This is a genomic window from Paenibacillus sp. FSL K6-1318, assembly GCF_037976905.1.
Lineage (GTDB): Bacteria > Bacillota > Bacilli > Paenibacillales > Paenibacillaceae > Paenibacillus > Paenibacillus amylolyticus_A.
Genome location: NZ_CP150270.1, coordinates 3,843,149 through 3,865,277, shown reverse-complemented (window position 1 = coordinate 3,865,277; position 22,129 = coordinate 3,843,149). Strand labels below are relative to the sequence as shown.

The following is a 22,129-nucleotide window of genomic DNA, read 5'->3' as shown; positions in this document are numbered from 1 at the left end:
ATGAGTGTATGGAAACGAATTAAAGGAATACTAACGAAACCTGAACCACCGCAGGCTGAGAAAACCATGCTTCAGCTTGCACCTGGTGATATCTGTGAGGTTTCTCTGGTCACTTATGAAGTCGTTGGTCGGGTACAAAATCGCGCTCGAAATGCCGTTGTGCTTACGCTGCAGGATGGTACCGCATTTCGCTATTTGCATATCGAAGAACGGGAAATCACCCGTTATGCCTTATATACACCAATTGATGGCAGACTAGATGCACCTGATGAGGTGCCTACATTGCTGGATCTGGATGGACGCGCATATCATCTGGAGGAAGAATATGGTGGCATGGTGTCTACGGCAGGCAGAACGCCGTACGGCCAGGCTGGAGAACAATTGGTATGGCAGTATCAGTCGGATGATAATATGCTTCTTCGCGTGGAGTGGCAAGACAGAAGGTTTACACTGTATGAGGGTGAATCCATTATTCCTGCGGATATCAAAGTGATTCGTTCGAGCTAGGAGAGGTTCCAATGAAAAAACGCTTGGCACATGGATTAAAATTAATGCTGGTCCTCAGCCTTGTGATGTCTCTGTTGTCCGCGTGCGGAGCACCTTCTGTTCAGGACACATATCCGCTTGAATCGGTTAATGGCAGTGGTAACTCAACGTCCTATGTGTACCGGGCTTCGGACCGTACGGTTCCGGAAGTGGCTCAGGAATTGTCTGACCAACGGCAACCGGATCAGATCTCGGCAGAGAACACGGAGCGTATGTTCCTGGTGTATCAGGACGAGTATTATCATCTGCAACAAGATCCGAACAAGCCGGAGGATACCTTGGTTGAGGTGGACTCAAAGGAGTATGTTCGGCAGAACTACGATTCATCTTTTTTACAAGGTTACCTGACCGCAACATTAATTGGTAATCTGTTCGATTCTTTTGGTGGACGGGGCAATGGGAATTATCGGGGATACACCAATAAAGATACGTATAAACCGAGTGCAGGATCTTACCGTACACCAACAAGTAATGACAAGAAAGTTGCTCCACCCATTACTGTGGATCGAAAAGGTACAATCACGAGGCGCGGAAGCGACAAAGATTCAAGCGTGGGATCTGGCGGAGGATTATTCAACCGCAATAAGGATCAGAGCAAGGGAACCATTGATCGCAACAAAAGCAATGGTGGTCTGGGCGGGTTGTTTGATTCACCAAAGAAATCCTACAAAAAACCGAAAACCAGAGTTGGCGGCGGTCGAATTATGAGGCGTAGATAATGATTTAATCATAAGCTTGGCTGCCCAACATATAGTCCAATCCAAAAAGAACAGCGAAAAGGTATGACGGATTTATCTCTATCCGCGTTTACCTTGGAGCTGTTCTTTTTGCTTTACGACTTGCGAACATGATTGGATTTGCGTACGCGGGGAATTGTTGAAGCAGGCTGTTTGCGAATCCAGCGGATAAATGGCATCATTCGTTCATCCTGTCTCAAAGACGGCAGGTCGGTAAGACCAAGAGTCACAATGTCCCGATTGGTATATAAAGAATGGATCTGTTTATGACAGGGGATGCACAGGTTGGCTGTAGGCAGAAATGCTCCTCCCATTTCTTTGGGAGTCAGATGATGAATGGTTGTGTCCACAGGTTCTCTTCCGCATAATTCACATCGTTCACTCATGATGATCGCCTCCCTTTGTCATTTGTATTATGGGCATATACGCTTGCTTTCATGTTGGATATGAGCGATGTACTTGTCATCTTAAAGCATTCGGGCTACACTTTCTTAAACGATGATATGTCTTTAGGAGGTAAGAATACTTTTGAAACTAAACTCACATTCATATGACATGACAACTGCCAAGTTCCACCGTACAGCTGTACAGGTACCGGATGCCCAAGCCAAAGTAGCAGCACGAGTTACTTCAGGCTCTATAGAGAAAGTTAACCTTGAGTCTGCCCATGGACGTACACTTGCAGAGAATATTCAGGCACCTCATCCGTATCCGTTCTTCCGGAGATCGGGTATGGATGGATTCGCCATTATAAGTACAGATACCATAGATGCAACGAGTAATCATCAAATCTGGTTTCGGGTAATTGATGAAATTCCTTGCGGTTATACCTCGGACCATACCATTGTTTCAGGTACAACTGCTCGCATCATGACCGGTGCACAGGTTCCAGAAGGTGCGGATGCGGTAGTCATGATGGAGATGACTGAGAGCAAGGAAGAGAATGGAGAACAGTGGATTGCATTAAAACGACACATATTGCCGGGTGCTAACATCACACCAATCGGACTGGAAGTTCAGGAGGGTCAGCAACTGCTTGAAGCAGGAACGATCATCAGGGCAGGAGAGCAGTCGGTGTTGGCGACTTTTGGCATTGCAGAAGTTCCCGTATTTCAACGTCCTAAGGTTGCGATATTCGCCACAGGCACGGAATTGCTTGATGTAGATGAGCCGCTGCAACCAGGTCGGATACGGAACAGCAACAGTTATATGCTGCGTTCTCTGGTCGTTGAAGCGGGAGGAGAGCCGGTGATGTATGGTTCCATTGCAGACGATGTGAATACAGCAAGGGCCAAACTTGAAGAAGCCATTCAAGATAATGATATTGTGGTGACCACAGGCGGTGTATCCGTCGGGGATTATGATATTATGGGTGAACTTGTGTTGGAAGAACATGTAGAGATGTTGTTTAACAAAGTGACGATGCGACCAGGCAGTGTAACCACAGCTGCTGTGTACAAAGACAAATTGCTTTTTGCACTTTCGGGTAACCCGGGTGCTTGTTTTGTGGGTTTTGGTCTATTTGTTCGTCCTACCATTCGTTCCATGCAAGCCGATGCTCATCCTTACTTGGAAGAATGGACCGCGATCTTGGAAGAAGAGTACAGCAAAGTAAACAATTTTACACGATTCGTACGAGGACGCACGGAAATCCGCAACGGAATGGTTTACGCTATACCCGCTGCTGCCCGTGTAGATGAATCCAGCGTGATGATTACGATTAAAGACAGTGATTGTCTGATTGTTATTCCTCCTGAGAAAAAAGGCATTCCTGCGGGTGAGCAAGTGCGCATCCTCAAACTGCCCACAGGTCATGTGAGGTAGTTAATAGATGACTAAAATGAGTGAAAACAAACCACATATCATACAGATTGTTGGATACAAGAACACGGGCAAGACGACCATGACAGCCGCGCTAATCGGGCATTTTTCTTCAATGGGGCTTAAAGTAGCAGCGATTAAGCATGATGGACACGACCATTTTGAGATGGATCAAGAAGGAACGGATTCGTATCGATTTGGGGAGGCAGGGGCCTCGGCGGTGGTTGTGATGTCAGAGAAACGCACTGCCATTATGGAGCGACAAGCTACCAGGTTGGAGGATATGTTAAGTCATCTGTCGGAGTATGATTGGATTGTTATTGAGGGATTTAAAGAGGCTTCTTACCCCAAATTCGTGATGGTTCGAGAAGAGAAGGATCTGAGCCTAATTGATCGCCTTGAAGGTGTAGTGGGTATGATCTCATGGTTATCTCCAGATCAAGTGATGGAGCCAAGGGTTGTAAACAGGGATATAACGTGGTACTCGGTTCATGAAACCGAGTTTATAGCCAAAGCTTTGTTACAGATGGTTGAAAGCAAGTGAAGGAATATATGACGTAATATTTATTATGTAAACCAAAATCGTTTCTGCTTATGTTCTTTATCCTTACATGATGTAAAAGCAAAAAAAGCAGCAGACCTTTCTCGGATCGAAATCCTTGATGCGGCTTGCTGCTTTTATTATGTTTGGGGTGTTACATCCCATCTTCAGTACGACGTTCGATGGCCTCTGACATCGTTTTGTCGGTAAGGTGAGCATAGATCTCGGTCGTTTCCGTAGAAGCGTGTCCAAGCTGCTCCTTCGTTTTGTAGATATCATTTTGCAAATAATAGTCGGTTGCGAATGAATGTCGTAATTTGTGCACGGTCAAGTAGGGTTTGCCAAAGCGTTTAGCGTATTTCATGATCATGGCCTGAATTGCTCTTTTGGTCATTCGGCTGCCTTCGGAATCTCCGTTTCGCATGGCAATGAACAGACCTTTTTCCCGTTTGGGTGTACGGTAACGTGATTGCCGCAGGTTCATATAAGTCGCGAGTTCGTCTTTGGCCTGTTCCCTGAAATAAACGGGTGTTTTGTACGTCTCATCATTGTTACCTTTGCGATAAACATACAGGAGTTTGTTGTTCAGATCGAGGTCATCGACGTTCAGGTTCACGACCTCCGACACCCGTAAACCTGAATTGAGAATCAGGCTGGCAATGCAGGCGTCCCGTTCTTTGTTGAGTTCATGGGAATACAGCGCCTGCTTGTTCTTCTCCATATCGACCGCGTAACCTTCAAGGATATAGCCGATAAATTCCAGCAGTTCCTCTTCCTCCAGAATTTTACCTTTGAGTTTGGCAGCGGTGTCCTTGGGTTTATGTGTACGCTTGATCTCGATTTTGGCCATAATGTTCCGCTTCAGCAAAGGATAGAAATCTTCATCTTCCGCAATCTGGCTCAGGTAATGGAAAAGGGAGCGAAGGGAAGAGAGCTTGCGAGAGACGGTAATTCTGGAATTGGTTCCTTCCCGTTTGGTTGTGAGGAATAACCGATAGGCAGTAACCGAATCCATGCGAAGTACTTCCAGTTCAGTCAACGTAACTTCTTTATTAGAGCTTGCCTCGGATAGCCCTTCTGCTCGCAACCAACCGAAGAAAGCTTCGTAATCTCTTAAATATTCGAGCAGGGTAGAAGGGGACAGATCAGGCAGCTTGTAGTCCATGAATTGCTGAACGAACCAAGGCATGGAAGGTAGTTTGTCATCCAGCTTGCGTCGATCAATCTCTTTTTGCACGTTGGTCAAGTTCGACACCTCCATGTGAAAAACATATAAGATTAATATTCAATTTAATAGTATTCTATGCTCTAGTGTACCATAATTTACATGCTCACAGCTTGTTCACCAAAGTAGGCAGTAAGTAGGGGATGCTTCCTTGCCCTTCGGCGCGTAAACCTTTAAAGTAATCAGTATACGTAGAGCAGAGGAGGTGAACCGGATGAATATGCAAATAGAACTGGTTCCCCGGGAACGCAGTCAGGTGATTCGGCATTTAATGCAATTTTATCTATATGATTTTACCAAATATCTGAATATTGATGTAGACAGTAATGGTATTTTTCCGGAATATCCGGGTCTGGAAGCATTCTGGACAGAAGAGGACCGCAAGTTTCCTTTTTTGATTACAAGTGATGGAGCACCAGCAGGGTTTGCTCTGGTTGAGAAACTGGAGCCTGGAAGTAAGGATAATGACTACTACTTGACTGAGTTCTTTGTGATGCAAAAATATCGGCGCAGTGGCGTGGGCACTCGGGCAGCCTATGAGCTGTTTAAACGTTTCCCAGGGAGATGGAAAGTGACTCAGGTTCGTAACAATGTCATTGCGCAGGCGTTCTGGCGTAAAATTATAGGGGAGTATACGGGAGGCCGCTTTCGAGAAAAGTTCCATCCGGAACTGGGCAATCCAAGCCAATATTTTGTAACCTGATTCTAATTTACCTACATATAAAGCATTCTGCTTGAATGCTGAAATAAAGAATCTGATGAAGGAGTGAGTGACATGAACGTACCCACATTCCATCTGGATGGACAGACAGCATTGGTGACAGGCGCGGGGAGAGGGATCGGAAAAGCAATTGCGATTGGGCTTGCCCAGTCAGGTAGTGACGTTGTACTTGTATCCCGAACAATGAGAGAAATTGAGGATACAGCTGCCTACATCTATGAACAGACAGGGCGTAAAGCGCTGGCGCTAACTGCAGATGTGACATCAAGAGAGCAATTGGAAGAGACGTTCCGAGAGGCAATCTCGGAGATGGGTAGTCTGGACATTTTGGTGAATAACGCAGGTATGAACATTCGCACACCCGCACTTGAAGTAACGGACGAGCAGTGGGAGACCATCATGCAGACGAATCTGAAGTCGGCATTCGTCGCTTCACAGTTGGCGGGTCAGCATATGAAAGAACGTGGGACTGGGAAGATCATCAACATCTCTTCGGTAGGTGGGCACACGGCTTTGCGGACAGGGGTTGTATATGGTGCAACCAAAGCTGCGTTAATTCATATGACCAAAGTGCTCGCACTGGAATGGGGCAAATATGGAATCCGTGTCAATTCAGTAGGGCCATGGTATTTCCGAACACCTCTAACTGAAAAGCTGCTGGATGATCCCCAGTATTTGCAGGAAATTGTAAGTCGTACACCGCTTCAGCGAGTGGGAGAACTGGAGGAAGTGGTAGGGCCGGTCGTATTCCTGGCATCGGATGCAGCCGGATACATAACGGGTCAGACATTATTGGTTGACGGCGGGATGTCCATCTACGGATTCTAGATGAGTTGAGTTGATAGCAGTCTGAAAAAGTGGGTGGTACAACCAACGCATGGGTAATAACATAGGGAAAAAGTTAATCTGTATTTCTATTTATCTGTACCCAATTCAATGAACTTGGAGGAAGATAACCATGGAACTGCGTAATTACGGAAACACGGGCATGAAGGTAAGCACACTTGGATTTGGCGGAGCGGAAATAGGCAAAAATGTATCTAAAACGGATGTAGCCACATTGCTCAACAGTGCGCTCGATGCAGGGTTAAACGTGATTGATACGGCTGAATGTTATGGTGACAGTGAAGAATTAATCGGTGAGGTGCTGTCACATCGGCGTGATGATTACTATTTGTTCACCAAATGTGGACATGCTGCCGGGATCGAAGGTCCGGACTGGGATGCCAAAGTACTGGAGCAGACGATTGACCGTAGTCTTAAGCGGTTAAAAACCGACTATGTGGATGTCATCCATTTGCATAGCTGTTCTGAAGAAGTACTTCGGCAAGGGGCAGTTATCGAGGTTCTTCAACGTGCCAAGGAAGCAGGGAAAACCAGATTCATCGGATATAGTGGAGATACAACGGATGCGCTATATGCGATTCAGACCGGAGTATTTGACAGCCTAGAGACCTCATTAAATATCGCAGATCAGGAAGCAATTGAACTTACTCTGCCTGAGGCGAGAAAAAGAAACATGGGTGTCATCGCCAAAAGACCTATTGCCAATGCGGCCTGGACGTATGAAACACTTTCGGAAGAGGCTTATCCATTTATATACTGGAAACGCTTAAGCGAACTTAACTATGGTTTTCTGGGTGAAGATGCTCAGGCAGCAGTAGAAACAGCACTGCGTTTTACGCTAAGCACCGAAGGTGTAGACACGGCTATTGTAGGAACAGCCAAGCCAAATCGCTGGCAGCAAAATGCCGACCTTGTCGCAAAAGGGGCACTTCCGCAGAAACTATATGATGAGATTAGAGCACGATGGAACGAAATCGCGGGGGCGGACTGGACGGGCCGGACATAAAATTTTAAATAATATTAGCGAAGTCGCCATGATGGCGGCTTTTTTTTGGCCATCGTAATATATTTTCAATATATGAAAAATTCATAATAGATATCGTAACTGAGGCTATTAAAAATTTCTAGAGAAGAATATTCATACTTCAGTCTAGCCCGAAAAACCGATGAGAACGGAGAAAAGAGGGGAATTCCAGAATGAAGCCCTACTATTTTTGCCAAATGAAAATTTTCACAAAAAAGCTCTTAGAATGAGACGAAAAATGGAGAGGCCTGCGTTCGTTATGAAAGAAATAACAACCTTAATTATACTATTTCAACATATGAAAAATTCACAATAGAAAAATCATTTTTTCACCTTAGTTACTACATCACATAAAGCTTCGATACCGCTCCCTCATGTTAAAAAGGAAAACCATTTTAAGTGATAAAAGTCAATAACTTTTTTACGAATTTTACATGAGAGTGATTTGTAGTTCATTTTGAAAGGAAAAAAGCATATCACTCAATTCAACAGCAGGTTTATAACATATTAAATATTATGTAAACTAATAATAATTCTTTTGGCAATGCAGACATAAAACCTCCATGACCTGTAAACCGTAAGGGGATAAGGCAGAAGGAGGAGCTTCATGAAAAGTCAGCTACACGGTAAAAAGGAAGACGATAAACTAAGTTGGATCAGCCTATCCTTGTTTGGCGCGGGTTGCACGCTTGGCACGGGATTTTTCCTGGGCACCAGTCTAGCGATTCATTGGGCCGGCATATCCGTACTCGTATTGTTGGTGCTTGCTGCGGCGGGGACTTACTTTGTATTTGGTGCGCTGGCGCAGATGACGGCAGATGATCCCAAAGAAGGTGCTTTTCGAACCTATGCTGGTGAAGCATTCGGACCTTGGGCTGGTTTCGGGAGTGGATGGATGTACTGGTTTTCCGAAATGCTCATCATGGGCAGCTCATTGACGGCACTGGGGCTTTTCTCTCAATTCTGGTTTCCCAAGTTTCCGCTGTGGGCATTTGTTGCGATCTATGCGGCTATTGGTCTGTTCATTGCTGCATTGGGAGCGAAGGGATTAACCAAAACGGAGAATATTCTTGCGGTAATCAAACTTGCTGCAACGGTTGCATTTATAGCTATAGCAGGAGCGGCTTGTCTGGGTTGGTTACCTGTAAAAGTAACACCAGAGCAATTGAAGAATGAATGGTTTCCCCATGGAGGTAAAGGGGTATGGACCGGTTTCATCTATGCATTCTTTGCTTTTGCCGGGATCGAGGTTATGGGCTTGATGGCAGCTAACCTGAAAGAACCAAAAGATGCAGTGAAATCAGGTCGAGTAATGTTATTATCAGTGAGTACACTCTATGTGATAGCAATTGCGTTGATCCTGTTACTTGTGCCTTCAGCTCAGTTAACTCCAGATGAAAGTCCGCTTGTCAAAGCCATGTCAACCATTGGATTCACTGTTGTGGTCCACATTCTCAACGGAATTCTGATTATAGCCGGATTCTCGACGATGGTGGCTTCGCTATATGCCATTACGTCCATGTTGGTGAAACTCGCGGAAGATGGAGATGCACCAAAGCTGTTCACGAAGACCTGGGGGAAAAAGGACATGCCACTTCAGGCATTGTGTTGCACAGCGGCCGGATTACTCCTGTCTACGTTGATGGCATTATGGATGCCCAAGAGCCTGTTTGAATATGTGACAACAGCAGGCAGTCTGGTATTGATGTATACATGGCTGCTCATCTGCATCACGTACATTAAAAAAATGAAGCCCGTGAAGTGGAATCGCATCAAAGTATGGATTGCCATGGTATTAATTGTGGCTGCTGTGGCCGGGACAGCAATGGAAAAAGCCAGCAGAACGGGTCTGCTGGCAAGTGTGGGACTTGTGGTGTTCCTTGGCATCATCACGTATATTGTTCACAAAGTACGTGGCTCCAAACCGCCGCAGTCTGCACCAGCCAAGCCATAAGTAGCTTTCGTGGAGGTTACCCAGCGTACTAAGAGTACGTAATAAGTGTTTAAGATTATTTCGTTAACTTGCCTAAGGCTTGCTTCATCCGCATGAATGGACACTTGGAAGGTGTCTGCTCATCATCAGGCAGGAAATATTGTTTCCACTCCAGGTTATCCTGCTGACCATACCACATCAGCGAAGGGTGAGCAGGAACAGCATCATAGGCAGCGAGACGTTTGCGGATCAAGGTTTTCATTTTGCGGCCAAGAGGGGTGTTATCATTAATGGATTCGAATACCCACCGTGGTTGAAAAGCAAACATGAGATAAGGAAAATGTCGGCTAGCTCGGAGTTCATGTGCGGGAGTTGCGCAAAAACAAAAGTAAGGCTCTCCGCCAAAGCAAAACTCCCACGATGAATCATGGGGATCGGTTGAAATATGTTCCGGCCACGGCTCGGTATCGTGTGAACTTACCCGATTAAGCATTTGCCAGAATAAGGTCTGATATTGCTCTACCGTTGTATGATCTTTTAGATCATTTGGCGTCTCACAGATCACAACCATGGAAGCGTAATGACCAGTGTCTCTGGAGACAGGACCATATTGTCTAAGCAGATCGGCCATATCTTCGGCAGCATTTTCAGATCGGGGGTCACACGTAAAGCCGTACCTCAAATGTCCTGACAGAAATCCCATTCGTCCAGGTACACATGGATACGTATTATCTTCGTCGGCGATCATTTTACCAAATTGCGAATAAGCGTCCTGCTGCCAAGATGGAAGACGCTCAAACAAGGTGTTTATTTCGTCGGCACTATACAGCTCCGCCATTGATTCCCAACTCCATTCCACATGATACCGTTAAAGTATTAATGTGGAGGATGTTGGGTGACTGTCCAGCCTGATTTTGTTGTCAGAAAAAAATGGAACGCACAGCTTCGTACCCAAAATACAAACCAAATCCGATCAGGCAGATTCCTGAAATAATAGATATCCAGCGCAATACATTCTCACTGCTATGTTTGTGGAATCGACTGGCCATGCCAGCCATAATGACATCCCATAGCAGGATGCCAATGAAAATGCCTGAACTGTAGAGCAGCAAATGAGCGGTATCCGTATGTTTCACAGTCGTCGCGAGAATGGAGCCATAGATCCCAAGCCAAAACAAAATATTCAGTGGATTGGACAGGGCCATCAAAAAGCCGGATATAAACGATTTCCGAACAGTCGCTTCCGCAGTAGATGTACCTTGAATCCCCTGTTTCAGCTTTGAGAGCGTCTCCACTCCCGTGTAAATGAGAATAAAACTGCCAAATGACCAGAGAAAAGAGCGCATAAATGGCGTGTCCAGAAAATGGGCAACTCCAAAATAAATCAACAGCATATACACCAAGTCTGCAAACATGGCGCCGAGTCCTAAAATCCATGCGTGCATGAATCCGTGCCTGGCTCCGCGGTCAAGTTGAGCGGCGTTAATCGGACCGATTGGAGCAGACAATGAGATTCCCAGAATAATATAACTGAACATTACAGACATAAACACGTTCACTCCTTAACGGGTTCGATGAATTGTACCAGTCGTCACAGAAAATGGGTACAAGTCATCGTATTCCCGCAAGGAGTGAATTAGAACAAACTATTTATATCATATGGCCTATGGCCTTGTTAATCTATTGAAGATTCGACATCCAATTGAATTGGAGTACAGTGGTAGCCGTTGCACGAACTTTCCTCACAAGGACAAGCGGAGAGCCCAATCGTGAGATCCATTAAAGCCTCCATCTCAATATAATCCCCTGCACGAGAGTCGGGTGCTACAACATCAATCTTGCCTTCACTGTCTACAACGGACTTCATAAACAGGTTAAATGGATAGTGTTGATCTGGTGGTAGAATCCCGAAGGGTTCCAGTGCCGTGTTCAGATTGTGATAACAACTGGCGTGATCCTTTTTGTCATATAACACTTCATACATCTCGGGCCGACAAGCAGAGTTGAAGAAATCATGTACCCCAACGGTGTCACGCACAATCTTGAGTAAGGGTTGATATTGATTGGAATACACAAACTGCCCAGGTTTGATTCGGTAAGTGCGCAATACGTCCATTGTCACGCCCGGGTCCAAGCGATGGTTAGCATCTTGCGCATCATATGCCACAAAATCAATGACCTGCTGACCCTCCAGATCTGTTATACGTAATAAAGAACCCTTGTTTACTTTCAGGGCATATCCCGTTTTGGCAGGGATACGAAAGGACTGTTTATGAGACTGTTTGATATTCATTCGTCACATTCCTCCGCTATTTTTGCTTTCAGTATGCGGAGCAGACGAAGCTTTCATGCACTATTTTGGCAACACATCCTACTCAGGTGGGTAAAGATCAATGATAAAGGTAGATACACGCTGAACGTTCTAAGCTGGAAACATGGGGTTACCTTTCATTCCGACCCAGAGTTCTGATTGTTCAAGCTGTGCAGCCAGATGTAATAACCAATCTTCGCGTCCTTTGGTTGCCATCACTTGAACACCCATTGGCAAACCTTCAGGTGTCATATGCAGAGGTACACTTATCGCAGGCTGACCTGTCAGATTCGCGAGCTGGGTGAACGGAGTATACGTAAGACTTGGCTCAAACATCTCATAGATGAGTTGCTGCTGCTCGGTCTTGTCCAATTCAGTAATCCGCATGAGATTACGAATCTGTTCGTCATGAGGTGTTAACTCTCCAATCTTAGGTGCAGAAAAAGCATTAACAGGAGTGACGTAGAAGTCATAGCGTTCAAACAAAGTGGACATCTGCGCTGCAGCTACATCCCATTCAGCCAGACTATGTACAAATTCGGCAGCGGACACCTTTTTTCCAGCTTCAGCCAGAACCCAGGATTCAATCTCCATATCATCAGAGGTCAGAACCCGGCCCATAGATCTTTCCATGGAAGAGATCATTGCGGCCATCTCACCGCTGTTCATCATGTAATAATTCTCCATTAACCGGACTCCGTTGACGGGACTCAGCTTTTCTTCAACATGATGACCTTGTTCTTCCAACCAGCGAACGAGCTTGTATACCGATTCTTTGGCTTCTGCGCTGACAGGTGTGCCCACAGGCGAATCTGTTGTATACGCAATTTTCAGTTTGCGTTGATGTGGATAGCTCATATCTGCCAAGTAACTGCCTGGAAAGAGTGGAGCATGGAACGCGGCTTCAGGCTGAATGACTTGCAAAGTATCAAGCAACGCAGCACTGTCACGAACTGAGCGGGATAAGGCGAAATCAATCGATGCGCCTTGCCATTGGCGACCAACTCCTGGTCCTACAGGTGTGCGTCCGCGAGTTGGTTTCAGACCAAACAAGCCGCTAAAAGAAGCCGGGATACGGATCGAACCGCCTCCGTCACTGGCTCCGGCAAGAGGAACGATACCGGAAGCTACAGCGGCGGCGGCACCGCCACTTGAACCGCCTGGGGAGTGATTAATATTCCATGGATTGCGAGTTGCACCATGAAGACGGGGCTCGGTAATATTTTTCAAACCAAATTCAGGCGTATTGGTATGTCCTATGATGATAAAACCTGCATCACGCAGTCGAGTGACAAAATTGGAATTACGTAATGCCCGATGCTCACTGAACAAACGTGAGCCTGAGGTCAGAAATTCACCTTCCAAGGATTGCGAAATATCTTTCAGAAGCAGGGGCACACCAGCAAAAGGTTGTTCTCCAGGGCGAACCAAACCAGCCTCCTCCCGTGCACGAGTTTCATATGTACGAATGACCGCATTAAGCTGCGGATTCACTTCTTCAAGACGTGTAAACGCCGCTTCCAGCATTTCAACCGGGGATACTTCCCGGGATCGGATCAGTTCAGCCAAACCTACGGCGTCGTAGGAGGTATATGAGAATGAAGACATTATTGATCGTTCCTCTCTGAATATAGTTCATCTATTATTCCATATGTCATCGTACCACCGGATTAGATAAAAGACAAAACATTGAAGGGACGTAGTGCGATGAAGTGGATATTCGGTATGAGAGGAGGGAAAAGAGCGGAGGATTTGCGATATAGAAATAAATCACAGGGTGGATAGCTCATAATGCTAATTGAGAAAATGATCAAGTAATATCGAGTAATGGAAATAAAAAAACCACTGCTCATCTAATGCGATGTGCAATGGTTTTATTTTATATTTAATTATTGGTTTATATGTGATTCTCGGATATATCCCTTTATTCTGTACGAAGCTTCGGTGCCGCATCGGATGCAGTTGATGATCGTTCCTGCTGTTTGGAAATGGCGAAGAGGGCGACCCAGATCAAGATAAAGCCAAGCAGCTGCTCCCATGTAATCAATGTGCGGAAAGCAATCCAGTTCACCAACACACCCGCCATCGGGAAGCTAAGTTCAGCGAGTGTTGCAACAGATGCTTTGGTTGACGACAGACCTTTGTAATACAACAGAAGACTGAGCAAACCTGGTAACAATGCCTGACCGAGAATATTGAGGATGACAGCAGTCTGTTCTCCTGTCCCGGATGGGAGTGTCCAGGCAGCACCTTCGTTCCATGTCATAAAGATCAGGAGCGGAAGAGCAACAACGAAGCGTAGGGAGGTGACTGTCTCATAACGCGCCTGCCCTAACATCAGTCGGCCCATAACCGTTGAACCTCCCCATAAAGCAGCGGCTCCAAGGGATAACAGGCTGCCTGCATGAATCCAGTTGTCCCAGTTACCCAGCGGCAATGTAAAGCCGAATGTAAGTAGATACGTACCTAATAATGCAATGAAGAAAAGTCCGCCAAAGCGACGAGGCAGCGTTTCTTTTAATAATAACTTAGCCAGAACGATGGCGAAGAGCGGCTGCATTTTTTGCAGTAACAAGACCGTGTTCGGATCGTTATGTGTAAGGGCCATGGTGAACAATACTGTTGCGAGTGCTGATCCTCCCCATGAGATAAAGATCACGGCAATCCAGTGGCGTGCGCGCAAGTTTTTCAGATCAGCCCGGAATTTCCACAGCACGGGAATGGCAATGAGACTGACAATGATATGTTCCACCAGTACAATCTGTGTGGATGTCATCGTTTTAAGCAAAATAATACGGAACAGTGGATCCACACCCCATAGGGCGGCGCCGAGCACAACCAGCCAGAATCCAGTGTTACTTCGTTCCTTGCGGTAAACCGTTGATGCTGCTGATGTCTTTTCCATATTCAGGACTCCTTCGTCAGAACACGGAATCTTCAGTTGGCAAAATCGACAAAAGCCCCCGTTTTGGTATATACCAAATAAACGGGGGCTCATCCAAGGACATGCGTCAGGAAAGAGGCCTTCCCGTGAACGGCATGTCAATGTGTTGATCTTCTCTCATCCGGACTGTACCGTCGGCCTTGGATTCACACCAAGTCAGTCGTTAGATGTCCTTCGTTAAGAACATGTAGCGAGTCGCGGGCTGGTTCCGAAGAACATCACCGCCGGTCGGGAATTGCACCCTACCCCGAAGATCCTATTCAATTATATAGTGTGTTGAACAAGCTGTAACATTAATAAGTTCATCTTATTCCTGTAAGCGCTAGCAGTTCAAGCTTTTTTTTAATAAATGATATTCCAGCTTCCTTGCTGTCTGCGAAGAAGCACGATCTGACCTGCGTGATACGCATCATGGAGTACCCAGCGAGCAAGTTCGTGTGCCCATTTTTCTTCGGAATCCATATAAGCGGCTTCAAGATCTGACTCCTGTAACGCCGCCAATTGATCTCGTAACTGTTGGGCTAATCGGGTTGTACCCTGAAGCAGTGTATTCCATCCATCTGCGTCCGTTGGATCTCCAGAATTCCCAAACGTGTATTCATTGGAGTCTACAGCGGGCAGAATAGGCTCCTTACCTTGCATGCGACATAACAAGCGATGGTTGTAATAATACATATGGTTAACCAACTGCCAGATGCTTAATCCCCCTGAGAATGGAACCCAAGCTGCTTGCTCCGCTGTAAGTCCTTCCAAGGACTTCGACAAAGGTACAATCCAATTGCATTGATCCCAGGTATCATCCTTTTGAATAAGTAACACATCTAATGCTGTTGTTTTCGTCATTCATGTATTCCTCCTTGAGTGGTATTGTGGTGTAACTAGCTAAAATAGCTTAATAAGGTTACACTCAATATAACACATCAAGGATAAGTTGTAACCTTCTTTATTTAATAAGATGGTTACATGAACGGGGGATATATATGGACAGGTTATGGACCGATTTTGTAAACAGTGATTATCATGATTGGCGTGGTGGGGATCGATCAGAGGACAGGCTCGGGAAGGCGAGCTGGCAGCAAGATTTTTTGGATCGATGGCAGCTGCAAGCTTCTGTTCCTGCGTCCCCAGAAGATGAGTTGTCGATGAGAAACTTCCGGGATGAATTGCTGTCCCTTGGAGCCCGTTTATCTTCCGGAGCATCCATAACAGATAAGGAACGTAATTGGTTGAATGGCGTTATGGAAGCAGGGCATGTGAGAAGAAGATTGACTACAATTGATCAGGAACTGAAGCTCCAACTGGTAGCCGTAGAAGTTCATTGGCATCAGGTTATGGCTGAAGTGGCTGCTGATTTTGCTACGACTTTGGTGGAGGGAGAAGGGGGCAGGATTCGGATTTGTGATAATTCGGATTGTCGCTGGATGTTCTATGATGATACTCGAAGCAGAACACAGAAGTACTGTGATGATAAGATGTGTGGAAACCTGATGAAGGTCAGAAGATTTCGGGCTAAACGTAAAATACAAAATTGAAAAATATTAACAATAACTATATAATGTATATATACTAGCGAAAAAATAGTCAGAAGCAGTACGGATTCGTATGCAGGATGTGATCGTCTTTCAAACCAAATCAGATGGGAGATGTGTCTTGTGCGGACAAGTTATCTGTTGAAAAATGGCTGTGTGTTGTCGATGGATGCTCGAGTTGGACAGTATAAGAGGGCGGACGTTCTGATCCAGGATTCCTTGATCACGGCGGTTCAGCCCGACCTGGATATTCCGGATGCGGAGGTCATTGATGCTTCATCCATGATTATTATGCCTGGGCTCGTGGACACACATCGGCATGTGTGGGAATCACTTGTCAAAACAGCGGGAACCAACTGGTCCTTGCCAGTCTATTTGCAAAATCTCTATTATGGTGCGATGGGAAGCAAGCTTCGTCCACAAGATAGTTATATTGCAAACCTGCTCGGTTCCTTGGAAGCGCTTAATGCAGGAGTGACGACAGTGTTGGATTGGAGCATGCCGTATTCTTCCGAGCACACGGATGAACTGATTCGCGGACTTCAGGATGCAGGGATTCGGGCAGTATTTGCTCACGGAGTAGCTGGTGAGACGAACTACTGGAATCGGGATAGTCTGCTCACGTACTCGAATGATGTGAGAAGAGTCAAAGAGCGGTATTTTTCATCACGAGATCAATTGCTTACTTATGGGCTTGCCATTCGTGGTCCGGAGTTCAGTCATTGGGATACAACCGTGAAGGAGATCGAGCTAGCTGAAGAGCTGGATGCCATCTGTTCCATGCATGCCGGATTTGGCAGTTGGGGATCTGTAGATCGCTCGATTAGTCACTTGTATGAAGCGGGGCTGTTAAGTCCACGAGTGAATATCGTTCACGGTAACACCATGGGCATGGATGAATACAAAATGCTGGCAGATAGCGGCGCTTCCTTGTCGGTCACACCTGAGGTTGAAATGATGATGGGTCATGGATATCCGGCAACCGGCCATTTTCTCGAACATGGAGGAACTCCTACACTTGGTGTAGATGTGGTAACGTCTACAGGCGGGGACATGTTTTCCCAGATGAAGTTTGCACTTCAGGCTGAACGATCCAGAGCGAATGAACAACTTCTGCAGCAGGGTGAGATGCCTGGTGAGTTGAACTTGCAGTCCAGCCAGGTACTGAGATTTGCAACTTCAGCTGGCGCCCAGGCATTGGGATTGGAACAGAAGGTGGGTACGTTGACCCCAGGAAAGGAAGCGGATCTGATCATGATTCGAACCACCGATCTGAATCTGTTCCCTGTCCATGATCCGATTGGTGCTGTCGTTCAGTTTGCCAATCCGTCCAATGTCGATACGGTCTTTGTGGCAGGCAGACTCGTGAAGCGAGAGGGCAAGCTGCTTAATGTTGATCTGGACGCAATACGTCATACGGCGATGCAGAGCAAAGATTATCTGTTATCCCAATACCGGATGTCGGATGCAGAGAGAATTGCTTTTTCCTAAATCGGGTTTCATAAAAACCTGAAATGAAGTCAGTTCGTATTTTTATATATACCTCTACCTATAGTAAAAGATAAAGGGCCGCATAATGATATGTGGCTCTTTTACATGCCTTCATATCGTCGAATTAGACAGGATGAGGGAGGAAGATACAGCGGAAAAAGACGAAAAGAGCTCTCTTTTTCTTAACTTCAGATAACAAGGGACCAAAGATGTTTTTTGCGGAAAATTAGGCTCATAAAAACTGCGCATAATATAAATTATACGCAGTTTTGTTTTAAATCCATTTTCATATTCAACCACGTGCAACAGATCATGATAATTTTCGCGGAAAAAGAACAAAATAAGTGATCTCCAAAAATAAATTTACCCAAGCAACGCGATAACGTGTAGAATTCGCTAGGTTTTTATAGGTGGTCGATAAGATAGAACAAATGACTTTTTCATAGAACAGATGGGAAGCCATCCAATCTCTGCTACATCCATAGCACATTCAAGATTCATGACGAGAGGAACATGACTATGCGTGAGAACGAACAACGATCTTCATTATTTCGTAAAAAACCAATTGCCTCCGGGGGCGATAACAACAGTGCACTGAAACGGGCGCTCGGTCCGTTGGACTTAACCACACTCGGGGTAGGTGCCATTATTGGTACAGGCATTTTCGTACTGACCGGTGTAGCTGCCGCAACGTATGCAGGACCGGGACTTGTACTGTCATTTTTGCTGGCAGGTATCATATGTGCCTTCGCCGCATTATGTTACTCGGAATTTGCATCAAGCATACCGGCATCGGGTAGTGCGTACACGTATAGCTATACGGCTTTTGGCGAAGTGATTGCCTGGATTCTGGGATGGGATCTGATATTGGAATATGGATTCGCGAGTGCGGCGGTAGCCAGCGGATGGTCGGGCTATTTTCAAACGTTATTGTCCGGATTTGGTTTGGAGTTACCCCATGCGCTAACGAGTGCGTTCAGTCCGGAAAAGGGAACCTATTTTGACATCACGGCTGCGGTCATTACATTAATCATCACTTTCCTGCTCACCCGAGGGGTGAAGGAAGCGGCTCGTGCGAACGGCATCATGGTTGCGATTAAAATTATTGTGGTACTGATCTTCATTGGTGTAGGTGTCTTCTATGTAGAGCCAACCAACTGGCAGCCATTTTTACCCTTTGGCATCTCAGGTGTGACTGCGGGAGCAGCTACCGTATTTTTTGCCTACATCGGATTTGATGCGGTCTCCACTGCGGCAGAAGAAGTTAAGCGGCCACAACGAGATTTACCAATCGGAATTATTGCATCACTGGCGATCTGTACTGTGCTCTACATCGTTGTATCGTTAATCCTGACAGGGATCGTGCCGTATAACATGTTGAATGTAAGTGATCCCGTTGCGTTTGCATTTGAATTTGTTCAATTGAAGGGATTGTCCTGGATTGTTTCTCTTGGAGCGATTACCGGTATTACGACCGTATTGCTGGTCATGATGTATGGTCAGACACGTCTGCTCTATTCCATGTCTCGTGACGGACTGCTGTCGCCGGTCTTCTCCAAGGTTAGTGGCAAGAGTCAGACACCAGCTGTAGGGACATGGGTTGCGGGCATTATCGTGGCTTTGTTCTCCGGGTTCATCTCGCTGGGACATTTGGCGGAGCTTACGAACATCGGAACGTTGTTTGCTTTTGCAGTCGTAAGTCTGGGCATTATTGTATTGCGTAAAAATAACCCGGATCTCAAACGTGGCTTCCGCGTTCCACTTGTGCCACTGATTCCGATTCTGAGTGCATTGGGTTGTGTATACTTGATGACACGCCTTGCGGCGCTGACATGGATTACGTTCTTTGCCTGGTTGATCATCGGATTGATTATCTACTTTGCGTATGGACGTCATTACAGTCATCTGAATCCGGCACGCCGGATCTCCAGTGCTTTCAGAGCGAAGGACAAATAGATTAGTCGAGAATGTCTTTAACCGAGAACATCTTCATTTTTCCTCATTTCGATCGCTTAGGCGAAGCGGGATGGGGATTTTTTTATATAGAAAGATAAAGGATGATAACAGCAGGTGAAGGTTGGAATTTTCTTCATATATGGGTAAGTAATAAGGGGCGTGACAAATTTAATCAAGGAGCCGGGGTTGCGGCTAAGTCAAATATGAAATATATTTGGGGATGTGACATGCCATCAGACATAAGAGAGGGGATGTATCATGAACACACCATTACATACGAATTCAGATCATCAAAATGCAGCTTTTGGGTTTGCCCTGGCTGACTCATCCGTACTTGCAGAGGCGCAATTAATTGTTTCACAACCAGGAATTGAAGACGAATTGCAGTTGGATATTGATCCGCAGCGCCTTCTGAAGGATGGACGTAAAGTATCGGTCATTGCACAACAGTTGGATTCACCCGTCAATCGTCAGGATGCCAATATCATCTATGGTCAGGAGCTCGCTTATGTACAATATGCTGTTAACCTGAAACCGGATAGCACGATCTCCATTGCATCTATTGAAGGCGTTGAACAGTCTGTTAATTTTGGTTGGGCAGCATTTACAGAGGGGGAATACGAACTTCGAATCTCCCTGCATATGAAAACACCTCGTATTGCCGAAGGCACACTCGAACCTGAACAACTTGCAATGGTTAAGTATGCGCAAGTTATCACCGTATATATATCGCTTTTCCCGGCAGAATCAGCGTCGTTGACTTTGCCATCTCAACCTGTTTGGACTAGGAATCATCATGTATTTGACTCCTATGGCAGAGGGGGATTCATTCTCGCTGACCTGCCTCGTCTCGCTAAGCGTGTGGAGGAACTGATGGGACCAGGTAACCATAATCTGATCGAACAATTTGCGGAAGGGGAACTGTCGGATACGTTGCTGGAAGAGGGACTGATGGCGATCGCCTGGGGCGTGACTCCGTGGTGTTATTCACTTTATTCTGCACCAGATGAGCAGTCTGCTCGAATACTTGCCGTGGACAAGCTGGGCGATGAACCTGAACGGAAAGGGATTTACCGTCTTGATCAGTCCATTCAGCAATTAAGTATCGTACCTGCGAATGAGCTGGCGTACTGGCCTGCCTGCGTTCAGAACGATTGGCCTGTCATTGATGTGGCGGGTGAAGGCGAAACGTTGCATATGGATTTATATACTCAGATCTGTGAATCCGTGAATGGGCTGCACGAAAATCCATTGCCATCGTTTGTACTTACCCGTAGTCAGGGCAAACCCGAAGCAATCATTCCACTGATTGACGTTGTCATCGTGGATGAAGCATAGGGTCTTTATTCAGCTTAGGAAGGTCGTAGTATCAGCGTAAATAATCTTAGTCAATTTTAAAGAACCGAATCGAGGTGACGTAAACAGATGATGACTGAGGAGATCCAGGAGCAATATGCGGACGAGCTAGAAGCTTTTCACATATGGATGAAGGACGCCGGATATACAGGCCATACGGTAAAATCATACACAGGTGACGTAGTGGAATTCCTGGTCTCCATTCAAGGAAAGTCACTGGAGCAGGTCAAAAAGCTGCATGTGCTGTCTTTTCTGTCCCGCGCTCGGGAGCGTGGGGTTAGTGATGCCACGAGAAATCGCAAACATGCGGCGGTGAACTGTTTTTACAAGTCCCTCATTGAACTCGAATTGTTAACGAATAATCCGGCGTTTGGGATCAAGAAATCCAAAACCGAAAAAAACCGTGCACCCGTTTTCCTTGATGAAAGTGGGTTGACACGTTTTCTGGAGTCGGTGGAAGGCAAGTATCGTACACGTAATCTGGCTGTTTTTCTGCTGATGGGATATATGGGATTACGGGTTGGAGAAGTGCATGCTCTGGATTGCAAAGACTATAACGCGGAGCGGCGTACTTTGGATGTATTCGGTAAAGGACGGAAATGGCGCTCGCTTCCTGTACCGGAGACCGTGGCGGATGTGTTATCTCAAGCTATGGCTGAGCGTCTGGATCCTTGGCGACCGAAAGAGGAAGCACTATTTGTCTCGCAAAAAGGGAAGAGACTGTCGATTCGCAGCATTCAGCTCATATCTACGGAAACCTTTGAACGCTTCCAGCAGGAATCACCGGCGAATCAACGTCAAAACTACTCCAGTCATAAGCTGCGTCACTCCTTCGCGACGATGATGTTACGGCGGGGAGCAGATCTGCGCACGGTGCAGGAGCTCCTCGGTCACGCATCGATTCAAACGACCACCGTCTATACACATGTCACCAGTAGGGAGAAAGAAGAGGCTATGGCGTTGCTGGACGTTAAACTTCCGACATATTAGAAAAAAAGCCGATATTTAATCCCAAGAGGAGTCTGTCCAAGTGACAGGCTTTTTGTATTTCATTTGGACAGTGGATATTTAAACATAATTAATATTATGTAAACTAAAATCTAGTTTCTAATATTTTAAAAAGTCATTCTTATAATTCAAATCAAACC

Annotated in this window: 21 protein-coding genes and 1 riboswitch; of the genes, 13 read left to right on the top strand and 8 right to left on the bottom strand. The window is 45.9% G+C overall.

Annotated elements, in window-relative coordinates:
* Together NYE45_RS16915 and NYE45_RS16910 are read left to right on the top strand one after the other, a co-directional pair.
* Complete coding sequence (locus NYE45_RS16915; RefSeq protein WP_340013306.1) at positions 1 to 507, top strand: DUF4178 domain-containing protein; 507 nt, start codon at positions 1 to 3, stop codon at positions 505 to 507.
* An 11-nt stretch (positions 508 to 518) separates the two neighbouring features.
* A complete protein-coding gene (locus NYE45_RS16910; RefSeq protein ID WP_340013305.1) occupies positions 519 to 1,265 on the top strand; it encodes a DUF4247 domain-containing protein in 747 nt (248 codons plus the stop codon).
* Between the two features lie 113 nt (positions 1,266 to 1,378).
* Here NYE45_RS16910 and NYE45_RS16905 read toward each other — a convergent pair whose 3' ends face one another.
* A complete protein-coding gene (locus tag NYE45_RS16905) occupies positions 1,379 to 1,669 on the bottom strand; it encodes an HNH endonuclease (protein ID WP_076331581.1) in 291 nt (96 codons plus the stop codon).
* 169 nt (positions 1,670 to 1,838) lie between these two features.
* Between NYE45_RS16905 and glp the strand changes: the two genes are divergently transcribed.
* Together glp and mobB are read left to right on the top strand one after the other, a co-directional pair.
* Complete coding sequence (gene glp, locus NYE45_RS16900) at positions 1,839 to 3,107, top strand: gephyrin-like molybdotransferase Glp (protein ID WP_340017390.1); 1,269 nt, start codon at positions 1,839 to 1,841, stop codon at positions 3,105 to 3,107.
* Between the two features lie 7 nt (positions 3,108 to 3,114).
* Positions 3,115 to 3,648 (top strand): molybdopterin-guanine dinucleotide biosynthesis protein B, encoded by a 534-nt coding sequence (gene mobB, locus NYE45_RS16895; protein WP_339166029.1) that lies wholly within the window; start codon positions 3,115 to 3,117, stop codon positions 3,646 to 3,648.
* Between the two features lie 151 nt (positions 3,649 to 3,799).
* Here the strand turns inward: mobB and xerS are convergent, their stop codons facing one another.
* Complete coding sequence (gene xerS, locus NYE45_RS16890; protein WP_062834852.1) at positions 3,800 to 4,906, bottom strand: tyrosine recombinase XerS; 1,107 nt, start codon at positions 4,904 to 4,906, stop codon at positions 3,800 to 3,802.
* Between the two features lie 178 nt (positions 4,907 to 5,084).
* On the opposite strand from xerS, the gene NYE45_RS16885 reads away from it, so the two are divergent.
* The 4 genes from NYE45_RS16885 to NYE45_RS16870 all read left to right on the top strand — a co-directional run bounded on the left by NYE45_RS16885 (position 5,085) and on the right by NYE45_RS16870 (position 9,415).
* A complete protein-coding gene (locus tag NYE45_RS16885; protein WP_145148348.1) occupies positions 5,085 to 5,573 on the top strand; it encodes a GNAT family N-acetyltransferase in 489 nt (162 codons plus the stop codon).
* A 72-nt stretch (positions 5,574 to 5,645) separates the two neighbouring features.
* Positions 5,646 to 6,419 carry a glucose 1-dehydrogenase gene (locus NYE45_RS16880; RefSeq protein ID WP_340013304.1) on the top strand — a complete coding sequence of 258 codons (774 nt, stop codon included), beginning with the start codon at positions 5,646 to 5,648 and terminating at the stop codon, positions 6,417 to 6,419.
* Between the two features lie 130 nt (positions 6,420 to 6,549).
* Positions 6,550 to 7,443, top strand: coding sequence for an aldo/keto reductase (locus tag NYE45_RS16875; RefSeq protein ID WP_340013303.1), 894 nt, complete (start codon positions 6,550 to 6,552; stop codon positions 7,441 to 7,443).
* Positions 7,444 to 8,068: 625 nt separating this feature from the next.
* Complete coding sequence (locus tag NYE45_RS16870) at positions 8,069 to 9,415, top strand: amino acid permease (protein WP_340013302.1); 1,347 nt, start codon at positions 8,069 to 8,071, stop codon at positions 9,413 to 9,415.
* 55 nt (positions 9,416 to 9,470) lie between these two features.
* Here NYE45_RS16870 and NYE45_RS16865 read toward each other — a convergent pair whose 3' ends face one another.
* The 6 genes from NYE45_RS16865 to NYE45_RS16840 all read right to left on the bottom strand — a co-directional run bounded on the left by NYE45_RS16865 (position 9,471) and on the right by NYE45_RS16840 (position 15,492).
* Positions 9,471 to 10,232, bottom strand: a complete 762-nt coding sequence (locus NYE45_RS16865; protein WP_340013301.1) for a YqcI/YcgG family protein — start codon at positions 10,230 to 10,232, stop codon at positions 9,471 to 9,473.
* 82 nt (positions 10,233 to 10,314) lie between these two features.
* Entirely contained in the window at positions 10,315 to 10,941 is a 627-nt protein-coding gene (locus NYE45_RS16860) for a LysE family translocator (RefSeq protein WP_340013300.1), read from the bottom strand.
* A 128-nt stretch (positions 10,942 to 11,069) separates the two neighbouring features.
* Positions 11,070 to 11,687: an urea carboxylase-associated family protein gene (locus NYE45_RS16855; protein WP_340013299.1), complete on the bottom strand. Its 618-nt coding sequence runs from the start codon at positions 11,685 to 11,687 to the stop codon at positions 11,070 to 11,072.
* A gap of 129 nt (positions 11,688 to 11,816) precedes the next feature.
* A complete protein-coding gene (locus tag NYE45_RS16850; RefSeq protein ID WP_340013298.1) occupies positions 11,817 to 13,313 on the bottom strand; it encodes an amidase in 1,497 nt (498 codons plus the stop codon).
* 316 nt (positions 13,314 to 13,629) lie between these two features.
* Positions 13,630 to 14,610, bottom strand: coding sequence for a DMT family transporter (locus NYE45_RS16845; RefSeq protein WP_340013297.1), 981 nt, complete (start codon positions 14,608 to 14,610; stop codon positions 13,630 to 13,632).
* Positions 14,611 to 14,754: 144 nt separating this feature from the next.
* A riboswitch (FMN riboswitch) is annotated at positions 14,755 to 14,908 on the bottom strand.
* A gap of 83 nt (positions 14,909 to 14,991) precedes the next feature.
* Entirely contained in the window at positions 14,992 to 15,492 is a 501-nt protein-coding gene (locus NYE45_RS16840) for a DinB family protein (protein WP_340013296.1), read from the bottom strand.
* Between the two features lie 137 nt (positions 15,493 to 15,629).
* On the opposite strand from NYE45_RS16840, the gene NYE45_RS16835 reads away from it, so the two are divergent.
* From NYE45_RS16835 to NYE45_RS16815, 5 genes are all read left to right on the top strand, one after another.
* Positions 15,630 to 16,181 carry a CGNR zinc finger domain-containing protein gene (locus NYE45_RS16835; protein WP_340013295.1) on the top strand — a complete coding sequence of 184 codons (552 nt, stop codon included), beginning with the start codon at positions 15,630 to 15,632 and terminating at the stop codon, positions 16,179 to 16,181.
* A gap of 111 nt (positions 16,182 to 16,292) precedes the next feature.
* The gene (locus tag NYE45_RS16830) at positions 16,293 to 17,669 is read left to right on the top strand and encodes an amidohydrolase family protein (protein WP_340013294.1); all 1,377 of its coding nucleotides are present in this window, start codon (positions 16,293 to 16,295) and stop codon (positions 17,667 to 17,669) included.
* A 519-nt stretch (positions 17,670 to 18,188) separates the two neighbouring features.
* Positions 18,189 to 19,625 carry an amino acid permease gene (locus NYE45_RS16825; RefSeq protein WP_260986551.1) on the top strand — a complete coding sequence of 479 codons (1,437 nt, stop codon included), beginning with the start codon at positions 18,189 to 18,191 and terminating at the stop codon, positions 19,623 to 19,625.
* A gap of 258 nt (positions 19,626 to 19,883) precedes the next feature.
* Complete coding sequence (locus NYE45_RS16820) at positions 19,884 to 20,963, top strand: hypothetical protein (protein ID WP_340013293.1); 1,080 nt, start codon at positions 19,884 to 19,886, stop codon at positions 20,961 to 20,963.
* An 87-nt stretch (positions 20,964 to 21,050) separates the two neighbouring features.
* Positions 21,051 to 21,971: a tyrosine-type recombinase/integrase gene (locus NYE45_RS16815; RefSeq protein ID WP_340013291.1), complete on the top strand. Its 921-nt coding sequence runs from the start codon at positions 21,051 to 21,053 to the stop codon at positions 21,969 to 21,971.
* Positions 21,972 to 22,129 lie beyond the last annotated feature (158 nt).